The organism is Pseudomonas sp. CP4, from assembly GCF_047758505.1.
Taxonomy (GTDB): domain Bacteria; phylum Pseudomonadota; class Gammaproteobacteria; order Pseudomonadales; family Pseudomonadaceae; genus Aquipseudomonas; species Aquipseudomonas fluorescens_AO.
The window spans coordinates 1,932,614-1,952,981 of record NZ_CP180489.1 but is presented as its reverse complement, the minus strand read 5'-3'; the positions used below and the strand labels follow the sequence as shown (position 1 = coordinate 1,952,981).

Sequence of the window (20,368 nt, the reverse complement as noted above, 5' to 3'; positions counted from 1 at the left end):
AGGCCCGCTATTTTTTAGAAAATAGCGGGCCTTTTTTTGCCTTCAAATTACGTTGAAAGGCTCGCGTGAGCGTTGTGCTGCGGGCGGTTTTGAGTCGGCCCAGTTTTCCGCCAGGTTGATGAAGTCCACCAATTCCCTCAGCCGACCATGAGTGCGGCCATTGAAGGCAAACGCCAATCGCGCCAAGTGGCTGAACTGCGCATCGTCGTGTTCTTCACCGCTGTAGGCGTGTTGATGAAACCCGTCGCTCAGGCACAGATCAGCAAATTCCTCCTGCATCTGCGCCAGTGCCTGGTCGCTGAGCTTATGGTTCATGCGAATCACAAACTGCCGCTTGAGCCAGCGACTGGAGTGGAAGTTGCTATAGAACTGATTGATCTCGTCCACCGCTTCTTCAACGCTGTAAACCAGTCGCATCAGCTTCATATCGGTCGGCAGGATATAGCGATTTTCTTCCAGCTGATTGCGGATGAAGTCCAGCGCACCTTGCCAGAAGGTGCCGCCCGGAACATCCAGCAACACCACCGGCACCAACGGGCTTTTGCCAGTCTGAATCAGCGTCAGCACTTCCAGCGCTTCATCAAGGGTGCCAAAGCCGCCCGGGCACAGCACCAGCGCATCAGCCTCTTTGACGAAGAACAGTTTGCGGGTGAAGAAAAAGTGGAAGGGCAACAGCTTGTCAGTGCCATCCACGGTCGGGTTGGCGTGCTGTTCGAAGGGCAGAGTGATATTGAAGCCCAGGCTGTGGTCACGTCCGGCCCCTTCGTGGGCGGCGGCCATGATGCCGCCGCCAGCGCCGGTGATGACCATCATGTCTGCCTGCGTCAGCGCTGCGCCGAGCTCACGGGCCATTGCATACAGAGGATGTTCCACTGGCGTACGTGCCGAGCCGAACACGGTGACCTTGCGCCGGCCCTTGAACTGTTCGAGCACACGGAACGCCTGCTCCAGTTCACGCAGGGCTTGCAGAGTGATCTTGGCGTTCCAGCGGTTATGGTCTTCCTGAGCCATGCGCAGCACGGTGAGGATCATGTCGCGGTAGATAGGGATGTTCGGGCTGTTGGGGGAAACATGGTTGAGTTGTGCTTCGACCTCGCGGATGAGGTCGCCGCTTTCCTGAAAATGACGGCTCAAGAGGTCATTCGGTTGATAAGGCATTCAACGTCTCCTTCTGTACAGGGCGGCTAGCCCTGACACAGCGTCCGGGCCGCACTGCAAAAACACACAGGGCCGGCAGTTCCATTTCTGCCGTTAACGAATGATCGGGAATACTCTCAATCTAGACCCTCGCACGCATTCGCGCTGACTTGAACAGTGCGCTGTAACGTTTCGCCTGGCAACCGCTTACTGATTCGCGCCAAAGCCTCGCCGCTCGTCTGAACGTGTCGCAAAGGGCCATCACTCTGATTTACTCAAATACAGACGTCGTAAGACAACCTTGCGCTTGCGCAAGGCAAGGCAATTCAAGGATTCGTGGGTGGCAAGGAGGCGGGATGCATGGTCAGAGTGGTTTTGGAAATCGATACTCAGCTGTATCGAATGTTGCAGGAGTCGGCCGAGACGCATCAATTGAGTCTCGAAGAAGAGTGCTGCCGACGATTGGCCGGCGGCGAACGCCGCTCGCGCTATTTGCAGGCGCTGGTGGCGGAACTGCGCGCCGAGGATGAACAGCGGCGCGCCAAGGCTTCGCGCTGATTACTTCTTCTTCGCTGGCGCGGCTTTCGGGCAATCGGATTCCTGATAGCTGGCCGAACCGATGGCTTTGTTGGTTTTCACTTCGGTGAAGTCGTAACGCATGATCGCGCCCTTGGCCATCAGCTTGCGGTACGACGGGTTGTTGCAGACCGACGCGCCCAATTGGAAATACACAGCCTTGGGATCGGCGCGCATCTTGTCGGCGTGGCTCTTTTGCACGCTCAGATGGTTGATCAGTTGCGTGCCTTCGACGGTGTAGCCTTGATCAAGAATGTCTTCATTGATCGCCCGTGGCGTGCCGACGCTGCTTTGGGCGGCGACGTTGCGCAGCTCTCGGTTCAGATTCTGCTCACTCAGGGACGCAGCCTGAGCGGTAAAGGACGACGCCAGCAGAATGGCAGCGGTAGGAACGATAAGGCGCAGCATGAAACTCTCCTGATTCGGTGACTGGTGGTTCGACCCGTCACGGGGCGGTGCGTTCAGTGGCGGCGAATTATAGGGGAGCCGGTCTGGGCGGTACAGGCTTGTGGCCGTCGCTCTGGTAAACTGCCGGCCTTTATTACCCTGCCGAGTGTCGTTCGTGTCGAGTTTCCCAGTCTGCCGGTGTTGCCCGTGATGAACCATGCCCCCAACGCCGTGGCCCGCCTGCGCGATCAGCGCGAGGACGAAGGCATCAAGCCGATTCAGGCGCGTGGCTTTCGCTCCGAGCGTTGCCGCGATTGCCGGGTCATCATCAGTCATTGCCTGTGCTCGTGGCGACCAAGCGTCGACACCCGTTCTGGCGTGTGCCTGATCATGACCGGCAAGGAAGTCTTCAAGCCAAGCAATACCGGTTGGCTGATTGCCGACGTGGTGCGCGACAACCATGCGTTCATCTGGTCACGCACCGAGCCCGACCCGCAAATGCTAGCACTGCTCAACGATCCGCAATGGCAGCCATATCTGGTGTTTCCGGGTGAATATGTCGAGCCGTCGCGGGTAACCAACACGGTGAGTGTCGATAGCAGCAAGCGCCCGCTGTTCATTCTGCTCGATGCGACCTGGACTGAAGCGCGGAAGATTTTCCGCAAGAGTCCGTATTTCGACCGCTTACCGATCCTCAGCCTGCTGCCGGACAAACTCTCGCGTTACCGTTTGCGCCGTTCGACCCGCAACGAGCACCTGTGCACCGCCGAAGTCGCAGCGTTGTGCCTGGAACTGGCCGGTGACAGCGATGCTGCTTCGGCGCTGGACGCTTATTTCGATGTGTTCAGCCAGCATTACCTTGGTGCGAAACAGCAACTGGACCTGAACGAATCGACCCCCGCTCACGCGGAGCTGTTGCCTTATATACGAAAGCCGCAGCCGGAGTTGGCCCGATAGTTGCCCATACTGTCGCTAGCGCTGGCCATGTTGCTTGACCACCCCGGCTGCGCTGGGCATGCTTGGCGCCGATTAGGGTGCGGCCAAGGTTTGAAACGCCGTGTTTGTTGCTGATTGGCGTTGAACGTGCCCCTGTGGATGTCGCCGGAATGTGGCATCTTGAGTTGCTTTGGTCTGACCGGAATGCACTGGCGGGCCATCAAAAACAGGATCATTTGAAAAATGGCCACATACGACATCCTGATTGCCGATGATCACCCCCTGTTTCGCAGCGCCCTGCACCAGGCAGTGACGCTGGGCCTTGGCTCGGACGTGCGGTTGGTGGAGGTGGCGAGCATTGCCGAACTGGAAGCGCGCCTGGCCGAAAAGGCTGACTGGGATCTGGTCCTGCTGGACCTGAACATGCCCGGCGCCTACGGTTTTTCCGGCTTGGTGCTGCTGCGCGGGCAGTACCCGCAGATTCCGGTGGTGATGGTCTCGGCCCAGGAAGAAGCCTCGGTGATGGTCAAATCCCGCGAGTTCGGCGCCAGTGGCTTCATTCCAAAATCCAGCGATCTGAGCGTGATTCAGGAAGCGGTGCGCAAGGTGCTTGATGGCGACGTGTTCTGGCCGCCGCAAGCCTTCGAAGCGGTGAGCGTGTCCGATGAGGCGAAAGCCGCCAGTGATGGCCTCGCCAGCCTGACGCCGCAACAGTTCCGCGTGCTGACCATGGTCTGCGAAGGTCTGCTGAACAAACAGATCGCTTATGAGCTGAGCGTGTCGGAAGCGACCATCAAGGCCCACGTCACGGCGATCTTTCGCAAATTGAATGTGCGCACTCGGACACAAGCGGCTTTACTGCTGCAACAACTTGAGTCAATTCCGAGCCAGTGATGGCTGGCGGTTTCACGCTTTTTTGACTTTCGTTGATCTAGCTTCCCCACTCCTTTTTGGCTGGTTTCTTTCTTATGTCACCTTTCAAGGGCCAGACCGGCCTGAAACGCATTCTCAACGCTTCCGGCTATTCGCTCGACGGCCTGCGCGCCGCCTTCACCGGCGAAGCGGCGTTCCGTCAATTGGTGCTGCTCAACGTGGTGCTGATTCCGCTGACATTCTTCCTCAATGTCAGCCGTGTCGAGCAGGCGGTGTTGATTGCTGTTTGCTTGCTCGCTCTGATTGTCGAGCTGCTCAATTCAGCGGTGGAAGCGGCCATCGACCGCATCTCGCTGGAACTGCACCCGCTGTCGAAGAACGCCAAGGACATGGGCAGCGCTGCGCAGTTCGTGGCGTTGAGCATGATTGGCCTGGTGTGGGCGGTGATTCTGCTTTAAGCAATGGTCGGCAAGACGATCTCGTCGCTGCGCTGCACCCCGGCGGTGAAGGCGCGGCACAGCTCGAGAAACTCGCGCATGGCCGAGGTCTGGTATTTCTGTTTGTGCCAGATGAAATAGAACTGCCGGGCCAGATCCAGGTCCGGCGTCTCCACCGGCACCAGACTGCCGCGCCGGAAGGCATCGCGCAGCGCCAGCCGCGAAATGCAGCCAATTCCCAGCCCTGATTCCACTGCGCGCTTGATCGCTTCGGTGTGTTCCAGCTCAAGACGAATGTTCAGCGCGCTGCGATGGTGACGCATGGCCTGATCGAAGGTCAGCCGCGTGCCAGAGCCCTGTTCCCGCAGAATCCATGCCTCGTGGGTCAGTTCTTCCATCGTCGCGCTGCCGCGTTTGGCCAGCGGATGTTGCGGCGCACAGAACACCACCAGCTCATCCTCGACCCAGCTCTGCACTTCGATGTCGGGGTGGCTGCAATCGCCTTCAATCAGACCCAGATCAATTTCGTAATGCGCGACTTGCTGCACGATATTGGCAGTGTTCTGCACGTGCAGCTTGACCTGACTTTCCGGGTGCCGCTGCATGAAGCTGCCGATCAGCAGGGTGGCCAGATAGTTGCCAATGGTCAGCGTCGCCCCCACTGATAAAGAGCCGAAACCGGATTTGCCATTGAGCAGGTCTTCGATTTCCTTGGCCTGATCGAGCAGGGCCACCGCTTGCGGCAACAGTTGTTTGCCGAGGGCGTTGAGGCTCAGGCGTTTGCCGGCGCGGTCGAACAGCTGGCAACTGGACTGGCGCTCGAGCTCGGTGATCGAAGTGCTGGCCGCCGATTGCGAGAGGTTGAGCAGACCCGCAGCGCGGGATACGCTTTCCTGCTGGGCGACGGCGACGAAGACTTGCAGTTGACGGAGAGTAAATCGCATATCGATATAACCGATAACCCTTATCTTAATAATCCAGTTAACAGATATTGTCGTCGCTATTAGAATGCGATGCAATTGCGCACGTTAAGCCTCATTGAGCCGCGCAGACCAATCTCCAGGAGTCAAACGTACATGAGCAACATGAACCACGAGCGTGTCCTCAGTGTTCATCACTGGAACGACACTCTGTTCAGCTTCAAGTGCACCCGCGATCCGGGCCTGCGCTTCGAGAACGGTCAGTTCGTGATGATCGGCCTGCAACAGCCCAACGGCCGCCCGCTTATGCGCGCTTACTCGATCGCCAGCCCGAACTGGGAAGAGCATCTCGAGTTCTTCAGCATCAAAGTGCAGGACGGTCCGCTGACCTCCCAGCTGCAGCACTTGAAGGAAGGCGATGAGATCATCATCTCGAAGAAGCCTACCGGCACGCTGGTTCTTGATGACCTGAACCCGGGCAAGCATTTGTACCTGCTGAGCACCGGCACCGGTCTGGCGCCGTTCATGAGCGTCATTCAGGACCCGGAAACCTACGAGCGCTTTGAAAAAGTGATCCTGGTCCACGGTGTGCGTTACGTCAACGAAGTCGCCTACCGCGAATTCATCACCGAGCACCTGCCGCAGAACGAGTTCTTCGGCGAAGCGCTGCGTGACAAGCTGATCTACTACCCGACCGTGACCCGCGAGCCGTTCGAGAATCAGGGCCGCCTGACCGACCTGATGCGCAGCGGCAAGCTATTCAGCGACATCGGCCTGCCACCGATCAACCCGCAGGACGACCGTGCGATGATCTGCGGCAGCCCAAGCATGCTCGACGAGACCAGCGAAGTGCTCGACAGCTTCGGCCTGAAGATCTCGGCGCGTATGCGCGAGCCGGGTGATTATCTGATCGAGCGTGCGTTCGTCGAAAAATAACACCCCTTTGTAGGAGTGAGCCTGCTCGCGATAGGACCGTGTCAGTCGAAATCCATCTTGACTGATCCACCGCAATCGCGAGCAGGCTCACTCCTACAGAAAAGCAACAAGCCCGCGTTGCCTGAGAGGCAGCGCGGGCTTTTTCGTTTCCGGGGTCTACGCTGAGGCCGGGATGACTTCCAGCACGCGGATCTGTTCGGGCGTCGGGTAATGCCAGCGCACGTCCAGATCCCAGAACTGTGCGCCATATTCACGCTCCGGCGTCGGTGTCTGATACGCCGGACGCGGATCCTGGGCCAGGCACTGTTCAATCAGTTCAACCAATGGCTCGCCGAGGCGCTGAGCGTGTGTGTGCGCCTGTTTCAGCGCCGAATCCGCCCATTGCACGTCGATCAGCTGCGGCGCGGCGCTGGCGATGTCGTTGGTCGCCGCCGGGATGATGTCGGCATACGGCACGTACGGTTTGATATCCAGCACCGGCGTGCCGTCGAGCAGATCGATCCCGGAAATAAACAGGCGATTGGCCTCGACCTTGTCCAGCTTCACCACTGATTGCCCGATGCCGTTCGGTCGGTGTGTGGCGCGGGTGGCGAACACGCCCATCGACTTGTTGCCGCCCAGTCGCGGCGGGCGCACCTTCAGGCGTGGCTTGTCTTCCAGGGCCTGATGGAACAGGAACAACAGCCACACGTGACTGACCTGCTCCAGCCCCTGCACCGCGTCACCCTGATCGAACGGCGCCACCAGCTCCAGCACGCCACGGGCGGCCGGGGCCAGTTGTGGCTGGCGGGGAATGGCGAACTTCTCCTTGAAACAGGAGCGCACGAAGCCGATCGGGGACACGCTGTAAGTCATGGTTTGCAATCGAAGCGGGGTAGGGCGGGCATGATAACCCGGCTCGCTTCAAGTCTGGTGGTGACAGGGCTGGCCTCTTCGCGCGCAGGCTCGCTCCCACAGTGGATCTATGTCGTGCACAAATCCTGTGGGAGCGAGCCTGCTCGCGAAGGCCGCACCGCCGATCTACAAACTGAACCCACCATCCAGAGGAATGATATTCCCGGTCATATAAGCCCCCGCCGTACTCGCCAGGCTGATCGCCAGCGCCGCCATCTCTTCCTCACGCCCCCAGCGCTTCATCGGAATCAGCGCAGTATCCTCAGCCAACGCCTGTTCATCATTACCAATATGCTGGGTCATCTTGCTCGGAAATCGTCCCGGCGCAATCACGTTGACGTTGATGTGCTGGCTTACCAGTTCCCGCGCCAGAATTCGCGACAACTGATGCAGTGCGGCCTTGCTCGGCCCATAGGCATACGCCTGCTCGCCAAACGAAGAAATCCCCGCCACCGAACCGATATTGATGATCCGCGCCGGATTCGCCGCCGAGCCAGCCTTGCGCAGCAACGGCAGAAACTGCTGGATGCAACTGAACACCGAGGTCACGTTGAGCTGCATTACCTTCTGCCAGCCCTTGACCGGATAACTCTCCAGCGGCGCGCCCCACGTGGTGCCGGCATTGTTCACCAGAATGTCCAGATGAGTGATCTGCTCACCCAGACGCGCGGCCAATTCCCGCACGCCTTCTTCGGTCGCCAGATTTGCCGCCACGCCGTGGCAAGTGCCCATGGCGCCAAGTTCTTCGGCGGTTTGATGGCAGGCTTCGACGTCGCGCGAGCACACGTAGACATGGGCGCCGGCCTCGACGAATGCCTTGGCGATCATTTTGCCGATACCACGAGTACCGCCAGTCACCAGAGCGGTGCGGCCTTGCAGGGAAAAGTAGGGATGCATGGCGAATCCTGAAGATTAGGGATCAGTACACCCTAGTCGTCAGCCGCGAAAAGCGGAGCCACTATTTTCGGAGGGAATGAGGGGCCATGCGGCCAGCTTCGAGTTGCAAGCCACAAGCGGCAAGTTAAAGCAGGGGCTAACTTGCAGCTTGCAGCTTGCAGCTGTTTTCAGGCTCTCACGCGCAGCGTGAGCCCTTTGAGGAAGTTACGCAGCAACTGGTCACCACACGGGCGATAGTTGGTGTGGCCGACCTTGCGGAACAGCGCGCTCAGTTCAGGCTTGGATACCGGAAACTCGGCAGCCTTGAGGATCGCGTGCATGTCGTCTTCTTTCAGTTCGAAGGCCACGCGCAGTTTTTTCAGGATAATGTTGTTGGTCACCGGCACTTCGATCGGCTGTGGCGGACGGCTTTCGTCCTTGCCACGCTTGAAGATCACCAGCCCGTCGAGGAAGTGCGCGATGACTTCGTCCGGGCAGCGTACGAAGCCTTCTTCGTCTTCTTCTTTCTTGTCGAGCCAGGTGATGACATCGGCGAGCGTGACGTCCATGCCGCCCAGTTTGATGATCTCGACAACTTTCTTGTCGCTGATGTCGAGCATGTAGCGCACGCTGCGCAGTACGTCGTTATGAACCATGTCGGTATTCCTGATACGTGTGGGCAGCGCTCGCGGGCGCTGCCGGAATGTGGGGCGGCAGGGGAAGTCTTAAAACTTCTCTTTGCCGGACAGGTAGCGCCATTGGCCGAGCGGGACCTTGCCGATCGAGACGCCGCCGATGCGGATGCGGCGGATGCCGATGACCTTCAGGCCAACCGCTTCGCAGAACTGCGCAATAATTCCCGGCTGCGGGTTTTTCATGGCGAAGCGCAGTCGGTTTTCGTTCTGCCAACTGGCCTTGACCGGCGGCAGCTCCTTGCCCTTGTGGGTCAGGCCATGCTGCAAACGGTTGAGGCCGTGGGCAGCCATCTCACCTTCGACTTCGACGATGTACTCCTGCTCGATCTTCGCAGCGTCGGCGGTGAGCTTGCGCAGGATTTTCCAGTCCTGGGTGAATACCAGCAGGCCGCTGGCCTTGGGCTGCAGGTCGGCGCTGGCAGTCAGGCGCAGGAAATGCCCGCGCAACGGGCGCTTGCCGTAGCGATGCTCTTCGCTGAGGGTTTCGGCGCTGAGCGATTGCATGGCGCTGTCGACATCCATGCCGGCGGGCGCGTTGAGCAGGATGGTCACCGGCTCCGGCGCGGTGGCCTTGGCGTCCTTGTCGAGCTCGACCTTTTGCTCGCCGACCTTGAATTGCGGCTCATCGATGACTTCGCCGTCCACGGTGACCCAGCCGCCCTCGATGAACAGCTCGGCCTCCCGGCGGGAGCAACCGACCAGTTCGATGAGGCGTTTGGAGAGGCGAATCGGGTCAGTCATGACAGGGCCGTAACAAAAAAGGGGTGGGCATTGTACCTGTGTGGAAGCGGTTAAGCCCGGTTCCATTTGCTGGATGGTCGCTTTGCCTGTGGGAGCTGGCTTGCCAGCGATGGCATCGCCTTGGCATTTGTCGGTCACCGCGGCGTCTGCATCGCTGGCAAGCCAGCTCCCACAGGGTTCTATGTGGTGTCAGGCATGGTTCGCGCGCTGCTGGTTTTGCCGCAAGCGCATATGCAGCAGCGGATACGGCTGGCCCATGCCATCGACCTCGGAGCGGCCGATCACCTCGAAGCCTTGCTTCTCGTAAAAACCCAAGGCTTGCGGATTTTGTTCGTTGACGTCGAGTTCGTCGGCGTTCAGTCGTTCGATCGCATAGCGGAGCAACTGCTTGCCCAGTCCCTGGCCACGATGGTCAGGATCGATGAACAGCATTTCAATCTTGCCCGCCGCCACACCGGCGAAGCCGGTGATGCGCTGCTGGCGGTCCTTGGTGCAGATCAGCATGACCGCATCGAGATAGCGAGTGAGCACCAGATTGCGCAGCAGCTCGATGTAGCTGTCCGGCAGGAACTGATGAGTCGCACGGACCGAGGCCTCCCAGACCCGGGTCAGTTCTTCGTAATCGCTGATTTTCGGTGTGTGGATGACCGAATGCTGACGCATGTGCGCGTGCCTCTTGTGCGGTTCAAGGGAGTCCGTCCCCCGCTAAACGATAGCCGCAAAAAAGCCCCGTCTCCTGGAAAAAGAGCGGGGCTTCTGGATACAGCGCTATTCCCCTGTGGGAGCGAGCCTGCTCGCGAAGGCATTGTGTCAGGCAATATTTACAGCGACTGACCCAGCGCATTCGCGAGCAGGCTCGCTCCCACAGGAATTTCGCGGTGCTTAGATCTGCTCAGCCCACAGGTCGTATTCGTCGGCATCGGTCACCTTGCACCAGACCTTGTCGCCCGGCTTCAGGTTGCTGCCGTTATCGATAAATACGTTGCCATCGATCTCAGGCGCGTCGAAGAAGCAACGGCCCACCGCGCCTTGTTCATCAACCTCGTCCACCAGCACTTCGATCTCACGACCAATGCGCATTTGCAGACGTGCCGAGCTGATCGCCTGCTGGTGCGCCATGAAGCGCTCCCAACGATCCTGCTTGACGTCGTCCGGCACCACTTCCAGATCCAGATCATTCGCTGGCGCGCCGTCAACCGGCGAGTACTGGAAGCAGCCGACGCGGTCGAGCTGGGCTTCGGTCAGCCAGTTGAGCAGGTACTGGAAGTCTTCTTCGGTTTCGCCCGGGAAGCCGACGATGAAGGTCGAACGGATGATCAGGTCCGGGCAGATTTCGCGCCAGTTCTTGATCCGCGCCAGGGTCTTGTCTTCGAACGCCGGGCGTTTCATCGACTTCAGCACTTTCGGGCTGGCGTGCTGGAACGGGATATCCAGGTACGGCAGGATTTTGCCCGCGGCCATCAGCGGAATCAGCTCGTCGACGTGCGGGTACGGATAAACGTAGTGCAAGCGGACCCAGACGCCCAGCGTGCTCAGCGCTTCGCACAGCTCGGTCATGCGGGTTTTCACTGGCGCGCCGTTCCAGAAACCGGTGCGGTATTTCACATCAACGCCGTAAGCGCTGGTGTCTTGCGAGATCACCAACAGCTCTTTAACGCCGGATTTGACCAGGCGCTGGGCTTCGTCGAGCACATCGCCAACCGGACGGCTGACCAGTTTGCCGCGCATCGACGGGATGATGCAGAACGAGCAGCTGTGGTTGCAGCCTTCGGAAATCTTCAAATACGCGTAGTGGCGCGGGGTCAGCTTGATGCCTTGCGGCGGCACCAGGTCGATCAGCGGGTTGTGATCCTGACGCGGCGGCACCACTTCGTGCACGGCGTTGACCACTTGCTCGTACTGCTGCGGGCCGGTCACGGCGAGCACGCTTGGGTGCACGTCGCGTATGTTGCCTTCTTCCACGCCCATGCAACCGGTGACGATGACCTTGCCGTTTTCCTTGATCGCTTCGCCGATCACTTCCAGCGACTCAGCCTTGGCCGAATCGATGAAGCCGCAGGTGTTGACCACCACGACGTCGGCGTCCTGATAGGTGGACACCACGTCATAGCCTTCCATACGCAGCTGGGTCAGGATGCGCTCGGAGTCGACCAGTGCTTTCGGGCAACCCAGAGATACGAAGCCAACCTTTGGATTGGCCGGCGCAGGAGTGGTGGACATGTCTAACCTCGGTGTTTTGTGACGTCGCTGGCCACGCGCGGCAGCTGACGGATGGGCGCTTGAGATGCGCCTCTGATCAAAAAGTGCGCAATTCTAGCGGCGGGCAACGCACTTGACCAGCTTTATACGGGGAAATACGACGAGTGCTGCGCTATGCTTCGCGCCGTTGAGCTTTACCGATTTCGTGCAGTCAATCATTGGTCTGTAACAACAGGTAAAACAGCGCATGCTGCAACTCAAAGCATAGTGCTTCCTTCAAAGAAGCCGGTATCGAGATCAGGAGTGTTGGATGGGTCAGGCAAGTAGTCATGCGGCGGGCGCCGAGGGTTCGGCAAGCAGACCGCTGAGCATGCTGGTCGCGGCAGTCGGGGTGGTTTATGGCGACATCGGCACGAGCCCGTTGTACACCCTCAAGGAAGTGTTTTCCGGCGGTTATGGTGTGCCGGTCAATCACGATGGTGTGCTCGGCATTCTGTCGTTGATCTTCTGGTCGCTGATCTGGGTGGTTTCGATCAAATACATGATGTTCGTCCTGCGCGCCGACAACCAGGGCGAGGGCGGCATCATGGCCCTGACGGCACTGGCACGGCGGGCAGCGGCGGGGCGCAAGCGCCTGCGCACGTTGTTGGTGGTGTGCGGGCTGATCGGCGCGGCGCTGTTCTACGGCGACAGCATGATCACCCCGGCCATTTCGGTGCTGTCGGCGATCGAAGGCCTCGGCCTGGCGTTTGAAGGCATCGATCACTGGGTGGTGCCGCTGTCGCTGGTCGTGCTGGTCGCGCTGTTTCTGATCCAGCGCCACGGTACCGCGCGGATCGGCATTCTGTTCGGGCCGATCATGGTCACCTGGTTCCTCGTCCTCGGCGCCCTTGGTGTGTACGGCATCAGCCACACCCCGGAAGTGCTGCACTCGCTGAACCCGATGTGGGCGGTGAATTTTTTCGTCGTGCACCCGGGCATGGGCGTCGCAATTCTCGGCGCCGTGGTGCTGGCGCTGACCGGCGCGGAAGCGCTGTACGCCGACATGGGCCACTTCGGCCGCAAGCCGATTGCCCGCGCCTGGTTTCTGCTGGTGCTGCCGGCGCTGGTGCTCAACTACTTCGGCCAGGGCGCATTGCTGCTGGAAAACCCTGACGCCGCGCGCAACCCGTTCTACCTGCTGGCACCGAGCTGGGCGCTGATTCCGCTGGTCGGCCTGTCGACCCTGGCCACGGTGATCGCCTCGCAAGCGGTGATTTCCGGCGCGTTCTCCCTGACCCGTCAGGCGATCCAGCTCGGTTACATACCGCGCATGTACATCCAGCACACCTCCAGCGACGAACAAGGCCAGATCTACATCGGCGCGGTGAACTGGGCGCTGATGGTCGGCGTGGTCCTGTTGGTGCTGGGCTTCGAATCCTCCGGTGCACTGGCCTCGGCTTACGGCGTGGCGGTGACCGGCACCATGCTGATGACTACCATTCTGGTGTCCGCCGTGATGCTGCTGCTGTGGAAGTGGCCACCGATCCTCGCGGTGCCGGTGTTGCTTGGCTTCCTGCTGGTGGATGGCCTGTACTTCGCTGCCAACGTGCCGAAGATCGTTCAGGGCGGCGCGTTCCCGGTGATCGCCGGTATCGCGCTGTTCGTGCTGATGACCACCTGGAAGCGCGGCAAACAGCTGCTGGTCGAACGCCTCGACGAAGGCGCGCTGCCGCTGCCTATCTTCATCAGCAGCATCCGCGTGCAACCACCGCATCGCGTGCAGGGCACCGCCGTGTTCCTCACCGCTCGTTCCGACGCCGTGCCGCATGCGCTGTTGCACAACCTTTTGCACAATCAGGTGCTGCATGAGCAAGTGGTGCTGCTGACAGTGGTTTACGAAGACATCCCGCGCGTACCGCCATCGCGGCGTTTCGAGGTCGAAGCGCACGGGGAGGGCTTCTTCCGGGTGATCCTGCACTTCGGCTTCACCGACGAGCCGGACGTGCCGCAGGCGCTGAAGCTGTGTCATCTGGATGATCTGGACTTCAGCCCGATGCGCACCACCTACTTCCTCAGCCGCGAAACGGTGATTGCCTCGAAACTTGAGGGCATGGCGCGTTGGCGCGAAGCGCTGTTCGCGTTCATGTTGAAGAATGCCAATGGGAACTTGCGGTTCTTCAATCTGCCGCTGAACCGGGTGATTGAGTTGGGGACGCAGGTGGAGATGTAAGCCTCGGCTCAACTGAAAAAGCCCCCATCGGCCTTGTGGCTGGCGGGGGCTTTTTTGTGCCTGCACATAAACTTCAAACCCACGCAAATCCCCCTGTGGGAGCGAGCTTGCTCGCGAAGGTTGAGTGACAGGAGAAGCATTCTTCGGCTGACCCACCGCATTCGCGAGCAAGCTCGCTCCCACAAGGGTTCTGTGGTGTTAGTGGCTTTCAGGCAATTCTTCTTCGGATTCGGTCTTTGTGCGAGCAGGTCGTGGCAGCAGCGCTTGTATCACATCGTCAATCAGAGCCTTGCCCATCACCGTCAGATAGTGCGCCGCCCAAGCGTGACGGTCGGTGTCTTTGGCGTAGGCAGCGTCTTCTGCAAAGGATTTGGCGAGGTACAGCAGGTCGGAGGATTGGGACAAGGCATCGATGATCGGTATGCCGGAGCGAACGTTGAAAAGGGCTTCATTCGCGTTGTAGAGGAAGGGGGTGAAGCCGATGGTTTTAAGGTGTGCTGGTCCGTGCGGATCATTTTCAGTCATCGTGTAACTCCTTGGTTCGAAGTGCCGCGACTTTCGTTACCACGCGAAAGGAGGCAGCTGTACGCAGGGTGGTAAACCGGGAACCAAGGAAACCGGCACGCCCGAAGGCGTCCCACGCACAGCTGCCATAACGTGATGGACGTGCTGTTGCGCCGGTTTCTCCGGGTTACCACACCCGATCGCTGAATGGGTCAGCGACGTGCGGAGAGTATCCTGTCAAAAAACAGCGCAACAGGGCGGCAAGGCGCCATAACACACGATTCGGAGTTTGCCTACAAGGTCTGTCGGCGTCATCCGATATTGAGAGACGAGAAGTAAACAAAATTACACATCATCTACAAAACTAACTAATGAAGTGCGTCTTGAATTTCTTTCAGTCGCCAGTTAGGAACTGTCCTTTGTCCTACGACCGAGGACAGTTCGGCTGCAGAACTGTTTCTCAGACTCAGCTGGTGCAGCGCCTTATCTCAGAAGCGATACTGTTTTGCATCCAAGCACATCCTGCGAAGTAATTCTTTGGCGCTTGACGGCGACATAACATGTGCGTGCAGCATCCGCGAAAGGTGGGCGTACTCAAGGCGTAAACCGGTTGCAAAAATTCCTGGGTCATCCGAGCCGATAACTACACTGACGGGACCATCTACCGGATGTTTACCCAAGCCCAGCCAGCTGCGCGCATGGTGATCGTTGTAGTTCTTGTGGATGCTGATCCGCAGGTTGCTGCTTGGAAGAGTTTCAATCGCAATCGAGCGCTCACGTAGTAAGCCCAGCACCGCGTTTTGAAGGGCCCTGATGACCTTGGGGCGCAACACATCGTTCTCCCGTGAAACGACCACGTCCTCGCGGGCGGCCTTCAGCTCTTCGGTGCTCGCGTTGATGCCGTGTCGGCGCAGGAAGTGAGTGAGCGCTATAGCGTTGCCCTGACGGGCGTTGGCAAAGCATCGGGCTTCGAAGCGGCGATTAGGATCCACATCGTCCACGCTCACGTTCTGTGCAAGGGGATCGAGGGAGCGCAGTTTCCACGAGTCGGCGAGAAGATCCGGAGTTATACGTGGCTCGTTCCAGATCTTCATCGACAGGCGCTGGATCTCCGCTTCAATCAACGGCAGATTGTCACTGTGGGTGCGGGTCGATAGCAGCATTTCTCTGGCGAATACTAAGTCGTCCAGGCGCTCTTCGGCCGGCATGACCACGTAGCCGCCAACTGCTTGCCACCACGATTTCGGATCGAGTCCCGAAGCCGTGCCATGTCCAATCCGGCAACCCGCATCGAAGTCGAGAAAGACCACTGCCTCGTGGATAGCCCGTATTCCGGAGACAATGTGTCCGAAGTCTTCACCTGCATGATAGGTAAAGCGTCGAATCCCGGCTTGGCGCATACGTCGGAATACCGGGGCGAATACTTCGGGGCCGGCATGGCGTTCATTGCTTGCTGCATCGATGCCGCGAATTAGCGTTTCCAGCCCGGGTGTGCGCTGAATTAGCGCCACTAGTGCTCGCGCACGTTGATCGGATTCGCGACGCACTTTTGCATCCCGACAAATCGCGCGTAATTTCTCCCCGGTAAAGAAGCTTTCACGCTCCTTCTTATCGCTCTGTTTTACGAAGTGTGGCACCAGCCCCAGACGCAAGCGTCGGGACGAAAGGGGAATATGGCTGCGACCGGGCTGCTCTCGTGAAATGCTAGGCCATTGGTCATCGCCTTTTTCCAACTGCCGGACCCGGCTCAGCAGGTCCGACAGAGAGCGATACTCGCGAGCTTCGCGCATCACTCCGGCCGGTCGCGTCGGACCTTCTCCGAGGAATTCCAGATAGCCGCGCAAAATCAGCCCTAGCAATTTTGCGCTGTCATCGGGGGTCATTTTCGGGGTAAACCGGCCTTCTAGGAAATCCACACCTTTTTGCTGTCCGCGCTCGATCTGGCGGAAACGCTCGGCGTAGTCCTTTTCTGTGGCTTCGCGCAACTCGTTAAGGGTGATGCTTTGAAACTGATCGAAGCCTTTCTGATCCGATTGCTGGATCAGCAGCCGACAGAACTGCGCGCGCAGCAGTGCGTAGTGCCAGAGTAGCAGACCGCTGGTGTGGTCCATACGGTTCTCATCGAAGCCCTTGAACAGTGCCACCAGTTGCCAGGCTTCCTTGACCACTCTGGGTGTCTGTGACGAAAGGCGGCGCAAACAGTCTTCCTGTGCACGTCGATAGGCCGCCACCGGAGGCTCGCCAAACGTCGGGGCAACTTTCCCGGCTGCGTGGTTCAACAAGCCTGCCTTTAGCGCAGCGGCGCTCGTGACCCGCAGCATCAGTCGTTCCGGTGAAAGTTCCGGGTCTTCCTGTTGCAGCAAGCGTTTCACACCGTTGCCGATAGATACCCTGATGCCGATATCCTGTTTGATGGTTTTCGCTGTAAGGCCGCCGACCACCTGTTCCGGTCGTTCCAGCGCGTCGAACCAGACCTTTTCGGCCTCGGTGGTGCCGTTGAGGTGCAGATGAGTTTCGTCCAGTCCCTCGGTTCGGCACAGGTGATCGAGAAACGGATCATCGTCAACCGGCAGGGTGGAATCGCAAAGCCATGCATCGATTCGGTCGACCGCGCGCCGTAGCTCATCAGATGATGGCGTGGCGTCGGACAAGTCTAGACGCTGCGCCATCCAGGCAGACGTAATTAGCAGCGGCGGAACCACTAGCACCAGATCCTGCCAGGGTTCGAGCAGTCGTGTCCGCACCCGGATCGAGCCGTCGTTGCCCTCGCACAGGAACATGTCGCCGAGACACCACAGCAGTTCTGGCAGGTTGCCATTCAGATCATCGCCCGGGCCTTTCTGCGGTTTCTGCTCGCGACCTAAGCGCAGACTGCCTGGATACTGATCGGGCACTGCGGTGCGGCCATTGATCTGCTTCACGATCCGCGCGATTCGGTTCTCGACCCCCTCATCAGTCAACGCAGGATGCAGTCGGCGCATTTCCAAAAAGCGTCCCGTGCTATGGGCGTCGTTCAGGGTTGATTGTTGTTCCTTCGTGAAATGGCTGAACGTATCGGCATTGGCGGGCGCGGATTGCGCTAAACGCTCGAAAGCGCGCAGCAGGTCCAAGTTGCCCAGCACGCATTTGGCGTAGTCCACCAACTCACAAGCTTCGAACAGCTCGGTGTTGAGGGGCGAGGACTTCTTCGATTTATTTCGTGACATTACGTGGCACAACGTTGAGGACATCGTAGAAGCCGTCTACCTTCACCCAGCGCTGATTTTTGGATGTAAGTATTTTACCGATTTTAATGTCAATTTTCGGTGGCGTAAGCCAAACGGAAAAGTCGGGATTGATCTCAACGTTGTCTGACTCTTGATTTTCTAGCCAGTTTTCCAGTGTTTCAAATGCAGCGATTTTTAACTGACTGAACTTAGTTTCCCTATTGTCATCTTTATGGCGGAGGAAGAGCCAAACTAGTGGGCAAGAGAGTAGGACTACAATCAGCGGGTGCAGGGTCTCTGTATCGCTTTCTGCAATGCGTACAAGAGCGTCATGGAAGGGGCGGTCGGAGTCCTTCGGGCTTTCTTTGCGCCCGGTTGACGTTGACGTAAGTACAAGAAGCCCGTGTAGGATATTTGTTATTTGGCGATGCAGGATCTCTCCACTTTTCCAGGACGATTTGACTTTGTTGTCTAGATCCATCAGATCGTCATGGATGCGCGATGCCATACTCCCCAACAATGATGGAGAAATCTCGAGATTAAGGCGGTCATTGCGTGCGAAGGCGTGCCATTCCTTAAGATATTTCTCGAAACTATTGAACTGACTATCGTCCTGCTTGTTTTGCTCGTCCTGCTCGTCGGCCGAGTGGTCATCATCCTTTGAGTCTTCTTCGCTCTGTTCTTCATCGGCTTCATTTGAGGCGGTGAAATAGCTTTGTGTTTTCTCTCGCTTGAATGGTGGAACGATGGCGGACACGGAATATGAAGCCAGGTCGCTAATATCGTCGGACAGTAAGAGCTCACCGATGACGGCAAACAGTGAAAGAGCCGAGAGTGAGCGAAATACTTCACCACGCTCGCTGAAGCGTTTATAGACGATCAGATTCAGAAGCTCGCTAAATTTGTCAGTGCGATTATCTTGAAGGTCATCGATCGAAAACCAGCCGACACCTTGTCGTACCTGCAATTGTTCGGCACCTGCATCTGAAAGCTTGTTGACCCAATTCACTGTTGATATATCGCGCTTTTGATTTTCGAGCTTAGCGTTCAGCTCGCCTACGGTTAGCTTGTCACCCTTTTCACTTTTTAGGCCGTAGACACGTTGCAAACTCTCGCCCCAAGAAGGTTTTTGTGTCAGCCCGACCGAGCCAAATGAACTGGCAGGTACCTTGGCGACTTCTTGGCTGCGCGATCTGTCGATATTTCCGATGCGTGCCGCCAATTCTTGAAGTGATGGAGACGATTTGGTCCACAGGAATCGAAAAATGGCCGCTCGGACCTCTTTATCCACGTTCTCCGGGCGTCGCATCATGGTGACAGGCAACGCCAGTGCGAACAGAGCCCTCAGTGATCCTCCGTTGTTTGACTTTAAACCTTGGGCGAGTGCCAAAGCCAGACAATGCAACACGACTGCCCTTACCGGATCTACCGGAACCCCGAATTGCAGCAAATCGGGTGCGTCGTCTTGCTTGTACAGCCACTCGAATGCCGCTTTCAGAGAGTAGTCGAAGTTGCCTCGCTCAATGAGATCAGTCGGGACCTGGCTCGTTCTTAGTCGGGTTTCGAATACCTTTAAGATCATCTGACGACTGGATTTTTGGTCATCCTGGTTAAGCGCTTGCAGATAGCCAATAACTAAGCGCAGGTGTTCCATGGAGACGAAGTCGAAAAACCTCTGCGATTGACCGTCCTTTTCGAGCAATAGCTTTCGAATCCGTGCGGTCGCCCACAAAGGCAGATCTTGTACACTGCTCTCATTCAGGCTTGGCTTAACGCAAACTCCTGAACCCTGCATGATGCCTCCTAGCGGCAGCATCGCGATTCGGTTTTGTGGCGGTACGATCTTCAAAAGGTACTGCTCTTCCAGTTCAAGCACAGCATGGCCAAGGTTGCGCTTGTCATCTCCAATTACGGCGGGATCGTGTTTGAGTACCTGTTCACCGAACGTGCCATAAATATTTCGTCGCAGCAGTCGACCATAGAGATCCAGGTCGCCGGAAAGCAAAAGCACGAGGCGGGGAGAGGTCAGATACTTGCGGATGGTCTCAAGGATTGTGTGGCCGTGGCTAAAGTTTGTATCGACGTCGTCAAACGCAATGACGAAAGCCTTTTTATTGAGCATGGCCAGCGCCGTTTCGAGATAGACGCCAAACTTCAACTCGAACATGCGACCTTTCTTGGCTTTATGCAGGCCGCGGCTCATGACCCAATTAGCATCTTCCCATTCGTTACCGTAGGCCGAGTCGGGCCCGATCCCGTCCAACAGGCCGAGCCCTTCTGCGAGAGATTGACGCACCTTCTCCATTTTGCCGCAATCGTCCGCTACATCGGCAATGGCAGCCTCGATCATCGACAGAATGACGATAATGATATTTTCTTTGGTTTCTATCAGTGTCGGGTCAATCATCGGCAGGACATAGAGCTTTTCCGCCACCTTAGCGATGTCTGGCTCTATTGATTTGTCGAGCTTTTGCGCAGTGTTCAATCGGTGTAATGCATTCAGAAGAAAAGTGGTTTTGCCACTGCCGCGCCCACCTTCAATTAGCATTGCGTTGTGTATGCGCCTGTAGCTCAAGGAGGTCTCTTTGACCTTAGCGTAGCTGTCTTCGCTCTCTTCGGAGATACCGTTTACCTGCTCGATGATCAGGCTATCGAGACGCTTTATGGCGTCGCGTTGCAAGATGTCATTACCCTCGGTGAACCTTCCAGTTTCACTTATTGAGAGGTTGATGACTAGTGACGGTTCGCTCATTGTCGGTATCCCTTCCTAAAAATATCTGGAGTTTACCCGGAGATAGAAGTACTGGCGAGATAATGGCGCTGTCGACGTTTGTTTTTG

At 57.9% G+C, this 20,368-nt stretch carries 18 protein-coding genes; 6 read left to right on the top strand and 12 right to left on the bottom strand.

Annotated elements, in window-relative coordinates; translation table 11 throughout:
- Positions 1–42: 42 nt before the first annotated feature.
- Positions 43–1,158: a TIGR00730 family Rossman fold protein gene (locus ACMYUN_RS08735; RefSeq protein ID WP_415763483.1), complete on the bottom strand. Its 1,116-nt coding sequence runs from the start codon at positions 1,156–1,158 to the stop codon at positions 43–45.
- 339 nt (positions 1,159–1,497) lie between these two features.
- On the opposite strand from ACMYUN_RS08735, the gene ACMYUN_RS08730 reads away from it, so the two are divergent.
- Positions 1,498–1,695: a hypothetical protein gene (locus ACMYUN_RS08730; RefSeq protein ID WP_016770569.1), complete on the top strand. Its 198-nt coding sequence runs from the start codon at positions 1,498–1,500 to the stop codon at positions 1,693–1,695.
- Here ACMYUN_RS08730 and ACMYUN_RS08725 read toward each other — a convergent pair whose 3' ends face one another.
- Positions 1,696–2,121 carry a PA3611 family quorum-sensing-regulated virulence factor gene (locus ACMYUN_RS08725; protein ID WP_007908738.1) on the bottom strand — a complete coding sequence of 142 codons (426 nt, stop codon included), beginning with the start codon at positions 2,119–2,121 and terminating at the stop codon, positions 1,696–1,698. It abuts the gene before it with no gap.
- A 189-nt stretch (positions 2,122–2,310) separates the two neighbouring features.
- Between ACMYUN_RS08725 and ACMYUN_RS08720 the strand changes: the two genes are divergently transcribed.
- The 3 genes from ACMYUN_RS08720 (at position 2,311) to ACMYUN_RS08710 (ending at position 4,367) form a co-directional block, all read left to right on the top strand.
- Complete coding sequence (locus ACMYUN_RS08720) at positions 2,311–3,057, top strand: tRNA-uridine aminocarboxypropyltransferase (protein ID WP_415763482.1); 747 nt, start codon at positions 2,311–2,313, stop codon at positions 3,055–3,057.
- Between the two features lie 222 nt (positions 3,058–3,279).
- On the top strand, positions 3,280–3,930 hold the full coding sequence (erdR, locus tag ACMYUN_RS08715; protein ID WP_129998806.1) for a response regulator transcription factor ErdR: 651 nt from the start codon (positions 3,280–3,282) through the stop codon (positions 3,928–3,930).
- Positions 3,931–4,004: 74 nt separating this feature from the next.
- Positions 4,005–4,367: a diacylglycerol kinase gene (locus ACMYUN_RS08710; RefSeq protein WP_016771411.1), complete on the top strand. Its 363-nt coding sequence runs from the start codon at positions 4,005–4,007 to the stop codon at positions 4,365–4,367.
- Here the strand turns inward: ACMYUN_RS08710 and ACMYUN_RS08705 are convergent.
- A complete protein-coding gene (locus tag ACMYUN_RS08705; protein WP_024011881.1) occupies positions 4,364–5,290 on the bottom strand; it encodes a LysR family transcriptional regulator in 927 nt (308 codons plus the stop codon). The genes ACMYUN_RS08710 and ACMYUN_RS08705 overlap by 4 nt on opposite strands.
- 132 nt (positions 5,291–5,422) lie before the next feature.
- Here ACMYUN_RS08705 and fpr point away from each other — a divergent pair, with 132 nt between their 5' ends.
- Complete coding sequence (fpr, locus tag ACMYUN_RS08700; protein ID WP_007908723.1) at positions 5,423–6,202, top strand: ferredoxin-NADP reductase; 780 nt, start codon at positions 5,423–5,425, stop codon at positions 6,200–6,202.
- A 156-nt stretch (positions 6,203–6,358) separates the two neighbouring features.
- On the opposite strand, the gene tsaA is transcribed toward fpr, so the two are convergent.
- The 6 genes from tsaA to rimO all read right to left on the bottom strand — a co-directional run bounded on the left by tsaA (position 6,359) and on the right by rimO (position 11,628).
- A complete protein-coding gene (gene tsaA, locus ACMYUN_RS08695) occupies positions 6,359–7,057 on the bottom strand; it encodes a tRNA (N6-threonylcarbamoyladenosine(37)-N6)-methyltransferase TrmO (protein ID WP_165368409.1) in 699 nt (232 codons plus the stop codon).
- Positions 7,058–7,222: 165 nt separating this feature from the next.
- Positions 7,223–7,993, bottom strand: coding sequence for an SDR family oxidoreductase (locus tag ACMYUN_RS08690; protein WP_129998807.1), 771 nt, complete (start codon positions 7,991–7,993; stop codon positions 7,223–7,225).
- Between the two features lie 167 nt (positions 7,994–8,160).
- Entirely contained in the window at positions 8,161–8,628 is a 468-nt protein-coding gene (locus ACMYUN_RS08685; RefSeq protein WP_016771408.1) for a DUF1456 family protein, read from the bottom strand.
- A gap of 69 nt (positions 8,629–8,697) precedes the next feature.
- Positions 8,698–9,408: an rRNA pseudouridine synthase gene (locus tag ACMYUN_RS08680; protein WP_039762586.1), complete on the bottom strand. Its 711-nt coding sequence runs from the start codon at positions 9,406–9,408 to the stop codon at positions 8,698–8,700.
- 189 nt (positions 9,409–9,597) lie between these two features.
- On the bottom strand, positions 9,598–10,071 hold the full coding sequence (locus ACMYUN_RS08675) for a GNAT family N-acetyltransferase (RefSeq protein ID WP_160768296.1): 474 nt from the start codon (positions 10,069–10,071) through the stop codon (positions 9,598–9,600).
- Positions 10,072–10,290: 219 nt separating this feature from the next.
- Positions 10,291–11,628 (bottom strand): 30S ribosomal protein S12 methylthiotransferase RimO, encoded by a 1,338-nt coding sequence (gene rimO, locus ACMYUN_RS08670; protein WP_024011887.1) that lies wholly within the window; start codon positions 11,626–11,628, stop codon positions 10,291–10,293.
- A 349-nt stretch (positions 11,629–11,977) separates the two neighbouring features.
- Here rimO and ACMYUN_RS08665 point away from each other — a divergent pair, with 349 nt between their 5' ends.
- Positions 11,978–13,819 carry a potassium transporter Kup gene (locus tag ACMYUN_RS08665; RefSeq protein WP_415763964.1) on the top strand — a complete coding sequence of 614 codons (1,842 nt, stop codon included), beginning with the start codon at positions 11,978–11,980 and terminating at the stop codon, positions 13,817–13,819.
- A gap of 198 nt (positions 13,820–14,017) precedes the next feature.
- Here the strand turns inward: ACMYUN_RS08665 and ACMYUN_RS08660 are convergent, their stop codons facing one another.
- The 3 genes from ACMYUN_RS08660 to ACMYUN_RS08650 form a co-directional block, all read right to left on the bottom strand.
- On the bottom strand, positions 14,018–14,344 hold the full coding sequence (locus ACMYUN_RS08660; protein WP_415763481.1) for a DUF3077 domain-containing protein: 327 nt from the start codon (positions 14,342–14,344) through the stop codon (positions 14,018–14,020).
- Between the two features lie 467 nt (positions 14,345–14,811).
- Positions 14,812–17,529: an adenosine deaminase gene (locus ACMYUN_RS08655; protein WP_415763480.1), complete on the bottom strand. Its 2,718-nt coding sequence runs from the start codon at positions 17,527–17,529 to the stop codon at positions 14,812–14,814.
- Positions 17,516–20,281 (bottom strand): hypothetical protein, encoded by a 2,766-nt coding sequence (locus tag ACMYUN_RS08650; RefSeq protein ID WP_415763479.1) that lies wholly within the window; start codon positions 20,279–20,281, stop codon positions 17,516–17,518. The genes ACMYUN_RS08655 and ACMYUN_RS08650 overlap by 14 nt, the downstream gene beginning before the upstream one ends.
- Between the last annotated feature and the right edge of the window lie 87 nt (positions 20,282–20,368).

Bases quoted from the DNA above. Each gene is read 5' to 3' on its own strand.
- ACMYUN_RS08735 (WP_415763483.1), bottom strand. From the start codon at position 1,158: ATGCCTTATCAACCGAATGACCTCTTGAGCCGTCATTTTCAGGAAAGC.
- ACMYUN_RS08730 (WP_016770569.1), top strand. From the start codon at position 1,498: ATGGTCAGAGTGGTTTTGGAAATCGATACTCAGCTGTATCGAATGTTG.
- ACMYUN_RS08725 (WP_007908738.1), bottom strand. From the start codon at position 2,121: ATGCTGCGCCTTATCGTTCCTACCGCTGCCATTCTGCTGGCGTCGTCC.
- ACMYUN_RS08720 (WP_415763482.1), top strand. From the start codon at position 2,311: ATGAACCATGCCCCCAACGCCGTGGCCCGCCTGCGCGATCAGCGCGAG.
- erdR (WP_129998806.1), top strand. From the start codon at position 3,280: ATGGCCACATACGACATCCTGATTGCCGATGATCACCCCCTGTTTCGC.
- ACMYUN_RS08710 (WP_016771411.1), top strand. From the start codon at position 4,005: ATGTCACCTTTCAAGGGCCAGACCGGCCTGAAACGCATTCTCAACGCT.
- ACMYUN_RS08705 (WP_024011881.1), bottom strand. From the start codon at position 5,290: ATGCGATTTACTCTCCGTCAACTGCAAGTCTTCGTCGCCGTCGCCCAG.
- fpr (WP_007908723.1), top strand. From the start codon at position 5,423: ATGAGCAACATGAACCACGAGCGTGTCCTCAGTGTTCATCACTGGAAC.
- tsaA (WP_165368409.1), bottom strand. From the start codon at position 7,057: ATGACTTACAGCGTGTCCCCGATCGGCTTCGTGCGCTCCTGTTTCAAG.
- ACMYUN_RS08690 (WP_129998807.1), bottom strand. From the start codon at position 7,993: ATGCATCCCTACTTTTCCCTGCAAGGCCGCACCGCTCTGGTGACTGGC.
- ACMYUN_RS08685 (WP_016771408.1), bottom strand. From the start codon at position 8,628: ATGGTTCATAACGACGTACTGCGCAGCGTGCGCTACATGCTCGACATC.
- ACMYUN_RS08680 (WP_039762586.1), bottom strand. From the start codon at position 9,408: ATGACTGACCCGATTCGCCTCTCCAAACGCCTCATCGAACTGGTCGGT.
- ACMYUN_RS08675 (WP_160768296.1), bottom strand. From the start codon at position 10,071: ATGCGTCAGCATTCGGTCATCCACACACCGAAAATCAGCGATTACGAA.
- rimO (WP_024011887.1), bottom strand. From the start codon at position 11,628: ATGTCCACCACTCCTGCGCCGGCCAATCCAAAGGTTGGCTTCGTATCT.
- ACMYUN_RS08665 (WP_415763964.1), top strand. From the start codon at position 11,978: ATGCTGGTCGCGGCAGTCGGGGTGGTTTATGGCGACATCGGCACGAGC.
- ACMYUN_RS08660 (WP_415763481.1), bottom strand. From the start codon at position 14,344: ATGACTGAAAATGATCCGCACGGACCAGCACACCTTAAAACCATCGGC.
- ACMYUN_RS08655 (WP_415763480.1), bottom strand. From the start codon at position 17,529: ATGTCACGAAATAAATCGAAGAAGTCCTCGCCCCTCAACACCGAGCTG.
- ACMYUN_RS08650 (WP_415763479.1), bottom strand. From the start codon at position 20,281: ATGAGCGAACCGTCACTAGTCATCAACCTCTCAATAAGTGAAACTGGA.